The following is a 13,689-nucleotide window of genomic DNA, read 5'->3' on the forward strand; positions in this document are numbered from 1 at the left end:
TGACCTGCAGGGCCGCCGAGCGGCCCTTCTTGCTCAGCGCCACCGCAATCCAGGAAAGCGATGACGAGCGCGTGTTCGAGACCTCGCTGAGCTGGCAGCGCGCGGGTGCGTCCCGCGCGCTGGATTTCGAGCTGGAGTACCACCACACGCCGGCGTGGTCGTGGCAGCTCGGCCTGTCATCGGAACGGGTGGGCGGCGATGAACCCCGGCGCGAGCGGGGCATCGAGCTCGAGATCCAGCATGGCTTGATCGACCCCGACCGTGCCGGCATCGGCCTGGGACTGTCGGCCACCTGCAGTGCGCAGCGGCAGTCGGGCGCGGACCAGCGCATGTGGCAACGCGCGTGGACGCTGGCCGTGCCGGTGTCTGCACGTGTTGCACAGGGGTGGGTGCACGTCAACATCGGCGTGGAAAACATCAGCGGCGACGGCAGCAGGCCCTGGCTGGCCGTCGCCACGCAGCAGCGGGTGTCACGCAGCGTCGATCTGCTCGCGGAGGTGGCGGCCGTGCAGCGTCGCGAACACCTGGCTCATGCGGGCATGCGCTGGTGGCTGCGCCGGGACAAGCACGCCATCGACATCACCGTGGGACGCCGCGGCGGCGAAGACGGCAGCAGCACCCTGCTCACGCTGGGATGGTCGCTGATGGACTTGTCCTTCTGATCCCGCCGGCACCTCATGCCCCTTGCCGCTTCGGCGCCAGGCCGCGCTGCGGGTCGTAGCCCACGCAAGCCACCGCGAAGAACACCAGCGTGCAGCCCAAGACCACCCACGGTGCCATCCCCGGATCCTTGCCATGGGCCGCAAATCGGATCCACTCGACGGCATGCGTGAACGGATTGAACTGCGCCGCCACCAGCAGCCACCGCGCATCAGCCTCCTGGAACTTCCACAACGGATAGAGCGCGGTGGACAGGAAGTACATCGGGAAGATGACGAAGTTCATCGCCCCGGCAAAGTTCTCCAGCTGGCGGATGCTCACCGACAGCATCAATCCCAGCGCGCCGAGCATCAGCGCCGTGCAAGCCATGGCGAGCAGGGCCATGGGCACATGCGGGCCCCACCACGGAAGATCGGTGCCGATCGCCACGGCCACCGCCACGAAGACCAGCGCCTGCGCCAGCGACAGCACCGCCGTGGCCACCAGCTTGGCCAGCAGCAGCCACGCCCGGGGCAGCGGCGCGGTGAGCAGCAGGCGCATCACCCCCAGCTCGCGGTCCACCACCATGGACAGCGAGGACTGCATGCCGTTGAACAACAGCACCATGCCCACCAGGCCCGGCGCGATGTAGACGTCATAGGGAACGTAGGTGTCGTACGGCTCGACGATGGCCACGCCGAACACGTTGCGGAATCCGGTGCTGAACACCACCAGCCACAGCAGCGGACGCACCAGCGCGGAGACGAGCCGCGTCCATTGGCGGGCGAACTTCAGCAGCTCGCGCGCGACCACGGCCTTCATCGCCAGGAGCGCATGCACGGCAGGCGGATGCCGATCGCCATGCAGCGATCGCGCATCGACCGCGGATTTCAATGAGGTGTCTTGCACAGCCCCTCCGCCGCATCAGCACCCAGGGTGTCCAGCACGTTGGCGGGATGCATCACGCCCTCCGCCGGCGCCATGGCAATCACGCCTTGCCCATCGGTGAGCAACAGCGGCTGCCGAAGTTGCCGGTCCCACGCCCGGTAGGACACCCGCACGCCCTTGAACCCATCCAGCGCCTCGGCATTCAAGGCATCCACCGAGAGTGCGGACTGCGGCCTGGACAACGCCGCCTGCACCACCGTCTTCGCGGCCATCCATGCGGCCCAGTCGTTGTCGAGCATCGGCCGGTGCGCTGCACGCTCGAAGCGGTGGGCCAGCTGCGGCGCGCCGTAGCGCTCGAAGTACGGTGCCCAGGCCAGTGCGACGAGGCCGGCATCCCCCACCACCGGCCGGGGCAGCGACGCGCGGTAGGGCAGCGATCTCGCGAACTCGCCGTCGCTGTCGACCACCCACACCACGTCGTAGTCCACACCGGAGGTCAGCAGCAAGGCATTGCCGGCCTGGCGCTTGCGCGGATCGGTGGAGAGTTCGAAGGGGCGGACCGCAGCCAGCTTGAGCCCATGGCGTTGCGCCGACGACTGGACCACGGCCAGCCTCGCCTTGTCATCACCGCTGGGTCCGTGCAGCAGCAGGATGCGCATCCAGCGGCGCGATGCGAGGAACTGGGCCATCGCGTCGGCGCGCATGCGCTCGCTGGGCAGCACGTGGAACATGTTGGGCCCGCAGTGCTGCTGCCGCAGGGCATCGGCCGCCTCGCCGACGTTGAAGACCGGGAGCTGCGTGGCTTGCGCGAGCGCCAGCAACTCATCGGCAGGAAGGTCGGCGACGAGCGCCTGCGCACCGGCCTTCTGCAACCGCTTGGCCGCCTCTCGCGCTTCAGCAACGTTGGACGGCGTCTCGACAGCGAGCTTCCATCCGAGGCCCGCCGCATCCAGCGAGAACTTCGATTCCTTGAGCGCGACCTCGACACCATCGCGGATGGGGCCGCCAGGGTGGCCCAGGTAGCCGGACGCGAGATGCTCCGGCGCGAGGCGAGGATCGTTGGCGCGCTCCACCACACCCAGCGTCAAGGTACCAGCCTGTACCGCGCCGGCGAGCAGCAGGCCCGCGATGCACAGCCACGAACGAGCGATCCGATCAATCATCGACCATCACCGTGTGCGGCACCCGGCCCACCGGAATCGTCTTCAGCGCTCGGCCCTGCACGGCATCGATCACCGTCAGGTCGTCCGACAGTCCGTTGGCCACGTACACCCGCGAGCCGTCGCGGTTCAGGCCCACGCCCCATGCCCGCTTGCCCACGAGCACGGTGCGCGTGACCTGGCGGCTGGCCACGTCGACGACCGCCAGGTGATTCGCGCGGCCCAGCGCCACGTAGGCCGTCCTGCCGTCGGGCGACATGGCCAGGCCGACGGGCGTGATGTCATCGGGGCGCATGCCTGCGATGCGGAAGTCGATGGTCGCCGCCACCGCGAGATCGCGCGTGGAGATGATGCTCACGCTGCTGCCCATCTCGTTGGTCACCCACAGCTCGCCGCCGTCCGCGCTCAGTGCAAAGCGGCGCGGCCGCCGGCCCACGGGAATGTTCTTCACGATGCGCCCGCTGGCCGCATCCACCACGTGCACGAGGTTGGCCACTTCCGAGGTCACGAACACCGTCCGCCCATCGCGAGACAGCTTCACGCCTTCGGGTTCCTGGCCCAGCTCCACGCTGCGCAACAACTTGCCGCTGGCCGTGTCGATCATCAGCAGCGCGCCGGCCTCCTCGCTGGAGACGTAGACGGTGCGGCCGTCGGCGGAAAGGTCGAAGAGTTCCGGATCGTCACCCAGCGGCACCTGGCCGACCGACTTGCGCGTGGCCAGGTCCACGATGTCCGCCCGGTTCGAGTCGCTGCATGCCACCAGGAGCCGCGCGCGGTCGGGCAGGCGCTGGATGTGGCGAGGCCGCTTGCAGGTGGGAATGCTGCCCACCACGGCAAGCGACTGCGGGTCGATGATGGCGATCGCATGGTCCTTCTCGCTGGAGACGTAGACTAGGCCGGTGGCAGCCTGCGCGGTGGCATTGCACGACGCAAGGATGAAGAGTGTCCATCGGGCGATGGCGATGCGCATGGAAGTCCCCCGCTTGTTTGATCAGGCCGTGGCGCGCAGGAAGGCCTGCTCCAGCGATCCGCCGCCCAGGCGCTGCGCCACTTCCGCAGGCGCGCCATCGGCCAGCACGCGGCCGCGGTGCAGCACCATCACCCGGTCGGCCGCCTCGGCTTCGTCCACCAGGTGCGTGGCCCACAGCACCGACGCACCGCGCCGCGTCACGCTGCCGTTCATTTCGGCCAGCAGGTCGCGGCGCGACTGCGGATCCAGCCCGGCCGTCGCCTCGTCCATCAGCAGCAAGCCAGGCTCATGCAGGCCGGCACGGATGAGCTCGACCTTGCGGCGCTGCCCGCCGGACAGTTCACGCACCGGCCGGTGCATGCGGTCTGCCAGGCCGAAGCGCTCGCAGCCCTCGGCCATGCGCTGCCGCGCGGGGCGCGAGCGCAGGCCGTGCAGGTCCGCATGAAGTTGAAGGTTGCGTGCCAGGCTCAGGTCCAGGTCCAGCGAGGGCTGCTGGAACACCACGCCGATGCGCGCGAGGGCGCGTGCAGCATGACGCCGCAGGTCGATGCCATCGACCTGCACCTCGCCCGCGTCGGAGGCGAAAAGCCCCGTGAGCACCTGGAACAGCGTGGACTTGCCCGCGCCGTTGGGCCCCAGCAGTGCCACGAAGCGGCCGCGAGGGATGTCCAGGTCGATGCCGTCCAGCGCCGTCCGCGCACCATAGCGCTTGACGAGTCCACGCACGCTCAGCATGCGGCCTCCGGCTCGCTCGACAGCGCCAGCGAGTTCGCATCGCCGCGGTACACCAGCCCGGCCTGGCGCGCCGCGTTGGGCACGAAGCGCAGCGGTTGCTCCGAGGCCGCCCGGGCCTGCGGCGCCCGCTCCAGCATGGCATCGACCGCACCGCGGTGCGGGCTCTTGCGGCATGCCGGATCGGTGGCCGCGGCCGAGCCGGTGAAGAGGTAGGCCTGGCAGCGGCAGCCGCCGAAGTCATGCCCCTTGTCATCGCAGGAGCGGCAGGTGTCACTCATCCATGCATCGCCGCGGTAGGCGTTGAAGGCGCGGCTGTCATGCCAGATCTCGCGCAGGCTGAAGTCCCTCACGGAGGGCGCATCCAGCCCCGGCAGCATGCGTGCGCTGTGGCAGGGCAAGGCCACGCCATCGGGCGCCACCAGCATGAACACCGCGCCCCAGCCGTTCATGCAGGCCTTGGGCCTGGCCTCCACCACGTCGGGAGACACCCACAGGATCTTCATGCGGCCGTCCAGCCGCGCGCGGTGCCGGTTCACCTCCTCCTCGGCCTGAATCAGCTCGTGGGCGGTGGGCATCAGCGCTTCACGGTTGACCCAGGCCCAGCCGTAGTACTGCGTGTTGGCCAGCTCCAGGTACTGCGCATCCATGGCCTCGGCCATCTCGATGATGCGGCCCACGTGCGGCAGGTTGTGCCGGTGCATCACGCAGTTGAGCACCATCGGAAAGCCTTGCGCCTTGATGATGGATGCGACACGCGACTTCAGCTCGAAGGTCCGTGTGCACGAGAGGAAGTCGTTGAGCTCGCGCGTCGAATCCTGGAACGAGAGCTGCACGTGGTCCAGCCCGGCCTGCTTGAGCGCCTTGGCGCGCGCCTCGGTCAGCCCGATGCCCGAGGTGATGAGGTTGACGTAGAAGCCCAGGCGGTGCGCATGCTCGACGATGACCTCCAGGTCGTCGCGCAGCAGCGGCTCGCCACCGGACAGGCCCAGTTGCACCGCACCCATCGCCCGCGCCTGCGCCAGCACGTCCAGCCACTGGCCGGTGTCCAGCTCGGCATCGTGGCGCGCGTAGTCCACCGGGTTGGAGCAGAACACGCAATGCAGCGGGCAGCGGTAGGTGAGTTCAGCCAGCAGCCACAGCGGCGGCCCCGGACGCGGCGCAGCCATGTCAGGCGACCCAGCCATGCTGCCGCGCATCGGCGATGAAGCCGCGCACGTCGTCTTCGAGCTCGGCGCCGGGAAACTCGCGCTGCAAGGCCTCGATGATCTGCCCCACGCTGGCCGATCCGTCGCAGCGTCGCAGCACCACCGCGGCCGTGTCGCTGAGCCGGACCATGCCCTCGGGGTACAGCAGCACCCAGGCCTCCTGCGCCGGCTCGAACTGCAGGCGGAACATGGGCGACAAGGCCGGGTGGAAGTCGGTGACGACGCTCATGGCCGTTCCTGCTCTGGCAGGTCGTCCGGATACGCCCGCTCGATCGCATCGAGCATCGCCCACAGCACGTCCAGCTTGAACTGCAGGATCTCCAGCGCCCGCATCTGGCGGCGCCGCGTGCTGCACCACTCGTGCGCGATGCGCAGGCCGTGGTCCACGTCGCGCGTGGCCAGTGGGATGCGCTGGCGGAAGTAACCCAGCCCCTGCGCGTCGATCCACGGATAGTGGCTGGGCCAGCCGGCCAGCCGGTCCGCATGGATACGCGGCGCGAAGAGCTCGGTGAGCGAGGAGATGGCTGCCTCTTGCCAGGGCGCCTCGCGCGCGAAGTTCACGTAGGCGTTGCAGGCAAAGCGCACACCGGGCGCCACGTGCTTGTGCGACCACAGGTCCTGCACGCGCAACCCGCAGGCTTGCCCCAGCTTGAGCCAGGCTTCGATGCCCCCCGCCTCGGCACCTTCGTGGGAGCCCCGGCCATCGTGGTCGAGGATGCGCGCGATCCACTCGCGCCGCACCTCGCGGTCCGGGCAGTTGGAGAGGATGGCCGCATCCTTCACCGGAATGCAGGCCTGGTAGTAGAAGCGGTTGGCCACCCAGCCGCGCACCTGGAAGGGCTGGAGCTCGCCCGCATTCAAGCGCAGGTTGAACGGATGGTGGATGTGGTAGCGCGACTCCTTCGCCCGCAGCTTCGCGTCGAATTCCTCGCGGGACCAGGGTGCGAGCGTGTCCGCCTCGCTCGAGGTGTCGATGGTCAGGTTCACAGTTCGATCTCCATGCCGTCGTGCGCCACCTCGATGCCGTGCCGCGCGAGCTCATGCCGCTGCGCGCTGTCTTCATCGAGGATGGGGTTGCTGTTGTTGATGTGGATGAGCACCTTGCGCTGCGCCTGCACCTCGCGCAGCGCGGCGATCATTCCGCCGTCGCCGCTTTGCGGCAGGTGGCCCATCTCGGCCGCGAGCTTGGCGCCGAGGCCGGCTGCGGGCATCTCGTCTTCGCGCCAGAAGGTGCCGTCCACGAGCACGCAGCTCGCGCCGGACATCCACTCGCGTTCGGCATCACCCACCTCCGCCAGGCCGGGGGCGTAGAACAGCCGCTCGCCGGTGGCCGCGTCCTCCACCAGCACAGCGATGTTGGAGCCCACCACCGGGTCGCGCCGCGCCGGTGAATAGGGCGGCGCCTTGCCGTTGATCGCCACCGCACGAAAGCGCAGCGTGGGGCAGTCGGGAATCTCGAACATCGCTTCGCCGGACTCGCCCGCCACCGGCACCACATGCCAATGCACGCCGCAGTAGTGCTCCAGCACCGGCAGGATGGGCAGCCCCGTCGTCAGGTCCTCGAACACGCTGGGCGTGCAGTACAACGACAGCGGCGGCCCTTCGCGCAGGCTGAGCAGGCCGGTGACGTGGTCGATCTGCGCGTCCATCAGCACCACCGCCCGGATGGGGCTGTGCCGCCGTGCGCCATCGTGCGGGCGCGGATGCAGCGCCGGCGTCTGCCGCAGTTGATGGCCGAGGTCGGGCGAGGCGTTGAACAGCACCCAGTCGCGTCCGTTGCCGGAAACCGCGATGGAACTCTGCGTGCGCGTACTGCCGCGCAGGCTGCCTCGCCGAAGGCCGCCACACTGCGCGCAGTCGCAGTTCCACTGGGGGAAGCCGCCGCCGGCGCCTGATCCGAGAACGATGATCTTCATGGTGTGCGGGCAGGCCGTGCCGCGGCGCCAACGCCAGGCACGGCCTTCATGCCTTCAGCGCGCCGAGATGTACAGCGTGATCTCGAAGCCGAAGCGGAAGTCCTGGTAGCTCGGTTTGGTCCAGTTCATTGCTCTCTCCACGATTGAGTTGAGGGGAATACCGACAGGCTTCGGCGGGGGCGCCGCCACCTGGCGATGCCCTGTTTCAGCAAGTCATGTGCCGATGCCGGCCAAGGCCGTGTTCCCTCGTTCTTTCTCGTGGAAACCCCTCGATTCACGGACTCGCGCAGGCAAGGCTTTCCCACACAGCGGTCCACGCGGGAGCGTGGATTGCCGGTTGATCCGTTGGACTGTCTCGGGCTGGAGCATGTCCCGCATCACGCGGGACAGCGCTCATGCAATGCCCTGGCGCCAGCGCAGCTTGCGGTAGATGGTGTTGCGGCTGATGCCCAGTCGCTTGGACGCCACCGAGATGTTGCCGCCGGCTTCGTCCACGGCGCGGCGGATGGTCTCGATCTCCATCGCCTCCAGCGTCGTCGCGGGAGGCGATGCCTCTGCTGCAACGGGCGCCGCCTCGTCAGCGGCCTGCACCTGCGGCACCGACGGCACAGCGACGCGCTCGCCGCGCTGCCGCAGCACGTCTTCGAGGAAGTCGTCCGAGAGGTGCTCGCGGGTGATGAAGGCCTCGCCCGCGGCCATCACCGTCGCCGTGCGCAGGACGTTGGCGAGCTGGCGGATGTTGCCGGGCCAGTGACAGTCCTGCAGCAGGTTGATCACATCACCAGTGAGTTCCGGCGGCAGGCCGTTGGCCTCGGCCCGCAGGATCTTGTGGACGATGACCATGAGGTCGCTGCGCTCACGCAGTGCCGGCACGCGCACCACCAGGCCGTTGAGGCGGTAGTACAGGTCTTCGCGGAAGGTCTGCGCGCTGATCATGTCGCGCAGGTTGCGGTGCGTGGCACTGACCACCGCCACGTCCACCGGCACCGACTTCGATGAGCCCAGCGGCGTGACCTGCCGCTCCTGCAGCACGCGCAGCAGCCGCGCCTGCAGGGGCAAGGGCATGTCGCCGATCTCGTCGAGGAACAGCGTGCCGCCGTGCGCCTGCACGATCTTGCCCACGCCGCCCTTGCGGCGCGCACCGGTGAAGGCGCCCTCTTCATAGCCGAACAGTTCGGACTCGATGAGGCTCTCGGGAATCGAGGCGCAGTTCACCGCCACGAACGGATGCCGCGAACGGTTGGAGTCTTGATGGATGGCGCGCGCCAGCAGCTCCTTGCCCGTGCCGGTCTCGCCCAATACCAGCACCGAGATGTCGCGGTTGAGCACGCGCCGGACCTTGGCAATGACGGCTTCCATCTGCGCGTCGCCGGTCTGCAGGTAGCGCAGGCCCGACAGCGATGCGCTCGCCGTGGCCGCGTCGCTCGCCGTGGCCGGGCGTGCGCCGGAGGCCGCGCCGAAGAAGCTGCCGGTGGAGGCAGGCTGAGGCACGTTCGCCGCAGTGGGCGCGTCGTTGTCGACCACGTTCAGGCTGCCCACTGCATGCCAGGTCGGCCAGTTGAACACCGCGCGCATGTGCAGGCGGCGGCCGTCGGTGAGCTGCAAAGGCATGGGCGTGGCCATGGGCGAGCGGAAGTGGTCCACCACCGCACCCAGCGTGGTGCCGAACAGCACGCCCAGCGTGTTCATGCGCAGCGCGGAGCAGCTCATGCCCAGCTGGTCCAGCGCGCTGCGGTTGGCGCCGAGGAAGCGGCCATCGCGTCCCACCGCCACGATGCCTTCCATCAGCGTGCCGATGAACTCCGGCCGCGAGTGGAAGTGCAGGCGCAGCGCATGGTGGAAGTCGTCGGCCAGCCAGTGGTTCTCGATCATGCGGGCCGACATCTTCACCAGGCCCATGGTGTGCATGTGGTACGAGCGGTGGTCGCCCGTCACGTCAAGCACGCCGAGGATGTTGCCGCGCGGATCGAAGATGGGCGCGGCCGAACAGGTGAGGAAGCCGTTGGCCTGCATGAAATGCTCTTCGCCGTGCACGACGGTGGGCGCCTCGTTCATGAGCGTGGTGCCGATGGCGTTGGTGCCCTTGCTCGCTTCCGACCAGTTCGCGCCCGGTGCCAGCGCGACCTTGGACGCGCGCTGCAGGAAGCCGTCATGCCCCACCGTGTGCAGCACCGTGCCGTGCGTGTCGGTCAGCAGCACCATGCTCTGCGTGGCCATGGTCTGCTCCAGCAACAGCTCCATGACCGGCGCGGCATGCAGGTGCAGGCGCAGGGCGCGCTCGCGTGCGAGGTTGAGGTCGGTGCGGATGAGCGGCGTGTGGTCGCCGCGGTCAACGCGGGTGAGGCCCAATGCTGCGCAGCGTTCATGCGAGCGGATGATGGATTCGACATGCGCCGGGTCGCAAGGCGCAGGCAGCATGCCGGGCTCGGTCGGGCGCAAGGCCCGCGATTGCGGTGCGTGATGAGAGGCCGTCATGCTGTCTCCGGTCCACTGTGCAGGACGGTCATGGCGAGACTCGCCGTCCTTGAAACCCATGCTATGCGCAAAGCTGTGACAGTGCCAGGGGTGTTCTCGAAAGCACCGATCAACTGGCGCAGCCCGAGTCACGCAATTGCTCCACTTTGCAACACGGCCCTCGGCCAGGTCCTAGGGTCAACGCCGAAGAACGAGGCCTGGCGACCTGCATGCATCTTCTGGCACATGCCTTGCGCAGAGCTGTCGGAGCGATCGGCTTGACACAGGAGACACCTCATGCAACTTCATCACCGCGCGTTGGTTCGCGCTTCATTCGTCCTCGGCGCCTTGGCTGTCAGCCTCATGTCAGCGCAGAGGGTCGGCGCACACGGCGACGTGACGCCGCAGGCCGTGGACACCAAGGACCTGCCCACGCTGGGCGCCCCGTGGCGCAACGAGAACCCGTTCCGCCGCAACGACAAGGCCATCCGCGTCGGCACCTCGGCCTACAACCAGAACTGCGCGCGCTGCCATGGGCTGGAGGCAGTGTCCGGCGGCATCGCGCCGGACCTGCGCAAGCTTGACAACGAGTGCGCTACGCAGAAGGACGAGAAGAAGAAAGTGATGTGCGTCAAGGAGATCGACGACTACTTCGTGAAGACGGTCCGCACGGGCCGCTCGCGCAACGGCGCGGTCTACATGCCGCCTTTCGAGGGCACCTTGAACCAGGAGGCGATGTGGGCCATCAAGAGCTACCTGGAGACGCGCCGTGAACGGCCGTTCTGAGGGGCGGGTGTCGCGACGGCAGGTGCTGGCTGCGGCCCTGGCGGCCGTGGCTTCGCCGCCGCTGCATGCGCAAGGCGGCAGCGCGCTGGACCGCATCCGCCAGCGCGGCAGCCTGATCGTGGGCGTGTACCACGACATGCCGCCCTTCCACGTGAACGGCGAAGGCATCGACGTGGACATCGCCGCCCAGCTCGCGCAGGCGCTGGGCGTGCGGCTCACGCTGCTGCCCTTTCACGGCGACGAGAACATGAACGACGACCTGCGCAACATGGTGTGGAAGGGCCACTACCTCGGCTGGGGTCCTGCGGACGTGCTGCTGCATGTGCCGGTGGACCGGCCGCTGATGGATGCCAATCCGCGGGTGCAGATCTTCGCGCCCTACTACCGCGAACGCGTCGCGATTGCATGGTCCAGGGAAGCCCTGGGGCGCCTTGAACGCATGGATCTGCTGCGCGGAAAGCCGGTGGCCGTCGCCGGGCAGACCTTGCCGGGCTGGCTGATGATCGGCGCCGAAGGCGGCGTGCTGCGCGAGAGCCTGCGGACCCAGTTCAGTGACGGCGCAGCAGCGGCCCGCGCGCTGGCTAGCGGCGAAGTGCTGGCCGCAGCGGGGCTGGCCTCGGAACTGGAGTCGGTGCTGGCAGCGGATGCGCGCTTCGGCATCGGACCGCTGCCCATGCCCCTGGGCAACCGGTCGGGCTGGGCAATCGGATGTGCGGTCAAGAAGGAGTCGACCGATCTGGCACAGGCACTGCAGGCCGCCATGGGCGAGCTGACGGCTTCAGCCCGGATCAACAGCCTGTTCGCCTCGCACCGCGTGCATTGGGTGGCGTGATCAGACCTGGGCGGGGCCGCACTCAGCGCCCCGCCCGGCCCTCGGCCACGAGGGCTTCCCACTCCGAGTCCTCATACAACCTCGACCGCGTGAGGAACCGCAACCCATGCGGCCCCTCCAGCGAGAACATGCCGCCGCGCCCCGGCACCACGTCGATGATCAGTTGCGTGTGACACCAGTACTCGTACTGCGACTCGCTGATGTAGAACGGCATCCCGCCGATGCGCCCGAGCAGCCGGTCGCTGCCGCCCACCAGGAATTCGCCCAGCGCATAGCACATCGGTGCGCTGCCATCGCAGCAGCCGCCGGACTGGTGGAACATCAAGTCGCCGTGCAGGGCCTTCAACCGCTCGATCAAGGCCAGCGCCTCAGGTGTGGCCACCACTTGTTCGACGCCCATTGCCATGCCTCCCAAAAAAGCAGTCCGGGCCAGCCCATCGGGGATGGTCCGGCCCGAACAGAAGACGCCGGCTGGTTCGGTCACCGGCGTGTCGTTGGAGACTTCAGAAGAACCCCAGCGGCTTCTCGCTGTAGCTCACCAGCAGGTTCTTGGTCTGCTGGTAGTGGTCCAGCATCATCTTGTGGTTCTCGCGGCCGATGCCCGACTGCTTGTAGCCGCCAAAAGCCGCATGTGCCGGATAGGCGTGGTAGCAGTTGGTCCACACGCGGCCGGCCTGGATGCCGCGGCCCATGCGGAAGGCGGTGTTCATGTCGCGCGACCACACGCCGGCGCCCAGGCCGTACAGCGTGTCGTTGGCGATGGCCAGCGCTTCGTCCTCGTCCTTGAAGGTCGTCACCGACACCACCGGGCCGAAGATCTCTTCCTGGAAGATGCGCATCTTGTTGTTGCCGCGGAAGACCGTGGGCTTGATGTAGTAGCCGCCTTCGAGGTCACCCGGCAGCACGTTGCGCTCGCCGCCGATGAGGCACTTCGCGCCTTCCTGCTTGCCCAGATCCAGGTACGACAGGATCTTCTCCAGTTGCTCGCTGGAGGCCTGCGCGCCGATCATGGTCGTCATGTCCAGCGGGTTGCCTTGCTTGATGGCGGCCACGCGCTTGATGGCACGCTCCATGAACTGGTCGTAGATGGACTCATGCACCAGTGCGCGCGAGGGGCAGGTGCATACCTCGCCCTGGTTCAGCGCGAAGAGCACGAAGCCTTCGATGGCCTTGTCCAGGAAGCCGTCGTCGCGGTCGAGCACGTCCTTGAAGAAGATGTTGGGCGACTTGCCGCCCAGCTCCAGCGTGACGGGAATGAGGTTCTGGCTGGCGTACTGCATGATGAGCCGGCCGGTCGTCGTCTCGCCGGTGAAGGCGATCTTGGCGATGCGCTTGCTGGACGCGAGCGGCTTGCCCGCCTCCAGCCCGAAGCCGTTGACCACGTTGACCACGCCCGGGGGCAGCAGGTCCTGGATGAGCTCCATCAGCACGAGGATGGACACCGGCGTCTGCTCCGCCGGCTTGAGCACCACGCAGTTGCCTGCGGCCAGCGCGGGCGCCAGCTTCCACACCGCCATCAGCAGCGGGAAGTTCCAGGGAATGATCTGCCCCACCACGCCCAGCGGTTCGTGGAAGTGGTAGGCGTAGGTCTGGTCGTCGATCTCGCTGATGCCGCCTTCCTGCGTGCGCACGCACGAGGCGAAATAGCGGAAATGATCAACGGCCAGCGGCAGGTCGGCGAAGGTCGTTTCGCGGATGGGCTTGCCGTTGTCCCAGGTCTCGGCGGTGGCCAGCAGCTCCAGGTTCTGCTCCATGCGGTCGGCGATCTTGTTGAGGATCACCGCGCGGGCCGCCGGCGAGGTCTTGCCCCAGGTGGCCTTGGCCGCGTGCGCCGCGTCGAGCGCGCGCTCCACGTCGTCCTCGGTCGAGCGCGGCACTTCGCAGAAGGCGCGGCCGGTCACCGGCGTGATGTTCTCGAAGTACTGTCCCTTGGCCGGCGCAACCCACTCGCCGTTGATGAAGTTGCCGTAGCGCTTCTTGAAATTGACCGCGAAGCCGAAGCGGCCGGGTTCGAGCATGTCCATGTCTTCTCCTTGGTGGGGCCCCATCGAGCATCAGCGGCGGCGGGGCGGATGCGTCGCTGCGTGCACGCCAAACGCGAATG

At 68.1% G+C, this 13,689-nt stretch carries 15 protein-coding genes; 3 read left to right on the forward strand and 12 right to left on the reverse strand.

The genetic code is table 11. The features are described from left to right. Positions 1-29 precede the first annotated feature (29 nt). Positions 30-662, forward strand: a complete 633-nt coding sequence (locus tag DZC73_RS00660; RefSeq protein WP_124538277.1) for a hypothetical protein — start codon at positions 30-32, stop codon at positions 660-662. Positions 663-675: 13 nt separating this feature from the next. Here the strand turns inward: DZC73_RS00660 and DZC73_RS00665 are convergent, their stop codons facing one another. The 10 genes from DZC73_RS00665 to DZC73_RS00710 all read right to left on the reverse strand — a co-directional run bounded on the left by DZC73_RS00665 (position 676) and on the right by DZC73_RS00710 (position 9,988). Next, complete coding sequence (locus DZC73_RS00665; RefSeq protein WP_124539446.1) at positions 676-1,461, reverse strand: ABC transporter permease; 786 nt, start codon at positions 1,459-1,461, stop codon at positions 676-678. 68 nt (positions 1,462-1,529) lie between these two features. After that, positions 1,530-2,690, reverse strand: a complete 1,161-nt coding sequence (locus tag DZC73_RS00670) for an ABC transporter substrate-binding protein (RefSeq protein ID WP_124538278.1) — start codon at positions 2,688-2,690, stop codon at positions 1,530-1,532. Then, positions 2,683-3,657, reverse strand: coding sequence for a PQQ-dependent catabolism-associated beta-propeller protein (locus DZC73_RS00675; protein ID WP_124538279.1), 975 nt, complete (start codon positions 3,655-3,657; stop codon positions 2,683-2,685). The genes DZC73_RS00670 and DZC73_RS00675 overlap by 8 nt, the downstream gene beginning before the upstream one ends. A gap of 21 nt (positions 3,658-3,678) precedes the next feature. Continuing rightward, positions 3,679-4,392 carry an ATP-binding cassette domain-containing protein gene (locus tag DZC73_RS00680; protein WP_124538280.1) on the reverse strand — a complete coding sequence of 238 codons (714 nt, stop codon included), beginning with the start codon at positions 4,390-4,392 and terminating at the stop codon, positions 3,679-3,681. Beyond that, complete coding sequence (gene pqqE, locus DZC73_RS00685; RefSeq protein WP_235834940.1) at positions 4,386-5,576, reverse strand: pyrroloquinoline quinone biosynthesis protein PqqE; 1,191 nt, start codon at positions 5,574-5,576, stop codon at positions 4,386-4,388. Before pqqE ends, DZC73_RS00680 begins: the two co-directional genes overlap by 7 nt. Further along, a complete protein-coding gene (gene pqqD, locus DZC73_RS00690) occupies positions 5,560-5,826 on the reverse strand; it encodes a pyrroloquinoline quinone biosynthesis peptide chaperone PqqD (protein ID WP_124538282.1) in 267 nt (88 codons plus the stop codon). The genes pqqE and pqqD overlap by 17 nt, the downstream gene beginning before the upstream one ends. After that, positions 5,823-6,578, reverse strand: coding sequence for a pyrroloquinoline-quinone synthase PqqC (gene pqqC / locus DZC73_RS00695; protein WP_124539447.1), 756 nt, complete (start codon positions 6,576-6,578; stop codon positions 5,823-5,825). The genes pqqD and pqqC overlap by 4 nt, the downstream gene beginning before the upstream one ends. A 2-nt stretch (positions 6,579-6,580) precedes the next feature. Beyond that, a complete protein-coding gene (gene pqqB / locus DZC73_RS00700; protein ID WP_124538283.1) occupies positions 6,581-7,513 on the reverse strand; it encodes a pyrroloquinoline quinone biosynthesis protein PqqB in 933 nt (310 codons plus the stop codon). 54 nt (positions 7,514-7,567) lie between these two features. Then, positions 7,568-7,642, reverse strand: coding sequence for a pyrroloquinoline quinone precursor peptide PqqA (gene pqqA / locus DZC73_RS30645; protein ID WP_124539448.1), 75 nt, complete (start codon positions 7,640-7,642; stop codon positions 7,568-7,570). A gap of 264 nt (positions 7,643-7,906) precedes the next feature. Further along, positions 7,907-9,988, reverse strand: coding sequence for a sigma-54-dependent Fis family transcriptional regulator (locus DZC73_RS00710; RefSeq protein ID WP_124538284.1), 2,082 nt, complete (start codon positions 9,986-9,988; stop codon positions 7,907-7,909). 276 nt (positions 9,989-10,264) lie between these two features. Between DZC73_RS00710 and pedF the strand changes: the two genes are divergently transcribed. Further along, positions 10,265-10,753 (forward strand): cytochrome c-550 PedF, encoded by a 489-nt coding sequence (gene pedF, locus DZC73_RS00715; protein WP_124538285.1) that lies wholly within the window; start codon positions 10,265-10,267, stop codon positions 10,751-10,753. Then, positions 10,737-11,585 (forward strand): substrate-binding periplasmic protein, encoded by an 849-nt coding sequence (locus DZC73_RS00720; protein ID WP_124538286.1) that lies wholly within the window; start codon positions 10,737-10,739, stop codon positions 11,583-11,585. Before pedF ends, DZC73_RS00720 begins: the two co-directional genes overlap by 17 nt. Before the next feature lie 22 nt (positions 11,586-11,607). Here the strand turns inward: DZC73_RS00720 and DZC73_RS00725 are convergent, their stop codons facing one another. Both DZC73_RS00725 and adh read right to left on the reverse strand, forming a co-directional pair. Continuing rightward, complete coding sequence (locus DZC73_RS00725) at positions 11,608-11,991, reverse strand: DUF779 domain-containing protein (RefSeq protein WP_124538287.1); 384 nt, start codon at positions 11,989-11,991, stop codon at positions 11,608-11,610. A 97-nt stretch (positions 11,992-12,088) separates the two neighbouring features. Beyond that, positions 12,089-13,609: an aldehyde dehydrogenase gene (adh, locus tag DZC73_RS00730; RefSeq protein WP_124538288.1), complete on the reverse strand. Its 1,521-nt coding sequence runs from the start codon at positions 13,607-13,609 to the stop codon at positions 12,089-12,091. Positions 13,610-13,689: the final 80 nt, after the last annotated feature.

The organism is Rhizobacter terrae (assembly GCF_003852895.1).
In the GTDB taxonomy this organism is placed as follows: Bacteria; Pseudomonadota; Gammaproteobacteria; order Burkholderiales; family Burkholderiaceae_C; genus Albitalea; species Albitalea terrae.

Excerpts from the sequence above, each read along its gene's own strand:
- DZC73_RS00665 (WP_124539446.1), bottom strand. The coding sequence starts at position 1,461 with ATGAAGGCCGTGGTCGCGCGCGAGCTGCTGAAGTTCGCCCGCCAATGG.
- DZC73_RS00670 (WP_124538278.1), bottom strand. The coding sequence starts at position 2,690 with ATGATTGATCGGATCGCTCGTTCGTGGCTGTGCATCGCGGGCCTGCTG.
- DZC73_RS00675 (WP_124538279.1), bottom strand. The coding sequence starts at position 3,657 with ATGCGCATCGCCATCGCCCGATGGACACTCTTCATCCTTGCGTCGTGC.
- DZC73_RS00680 (WP_124538280.1), bottom strand. The coding sequence starts at position 4,392 with ATGCTGAGCGTGCGTGGACTCGTCAAGCGCTATGGTGCGCGGACGGCG.
- pqqE (WP_235834940.1), bottom strand. The coding sequence starts at position 5,576 with ATGGCTGGGTCGCCTGACATGGCTGCGCCGCGTCCGGGGCCGCCGCTG.
- pqqD (WP_124538282.1), bottom strand. The coding sequence starts at position 5,826 with ATGAGCGTCGTCACCGACTTCCACCCGGCCTTGTCGCCCATGTTCCGC.
- pqqB (WP_124538283.1), bottom strand. The coding sequence starts at position 7,513 with ATGAAGATCATCGTTCTCGGATCAGGCGCCGGCGGCGGCTTCCCCCAG.
- DZC73_RS00710 (WP_124538284.1), bottom strand. The coding sequence starts at position 9,988 with ATGACGGCCTCTCATCACGCACCGCAATCGCGGGCCTTGCGCCCGACC.
- pedF (WP_124538285.1), top strand. The coding sequence starts at position 10,265 with ATGCAACTTCATCACCGCGCGTTGGTTCGCGCTTCATTCGTCCTCGGC.
- DZC73_RS00725 (WP_124538287.1), bottom strand. The coding sequence starts at position 11,991 with ATGGCAATGGGCGTCGAACAAGTGGTGGCCACACCTGAGGCGCTGGCC.
- adh (WP_124538288.1), bottom strand. The coding sequence starts at position 13,609 with ATGGACATGCTCGAACCCGGCCGCTTCGGCTTCGCGGTCAATTTCAAG.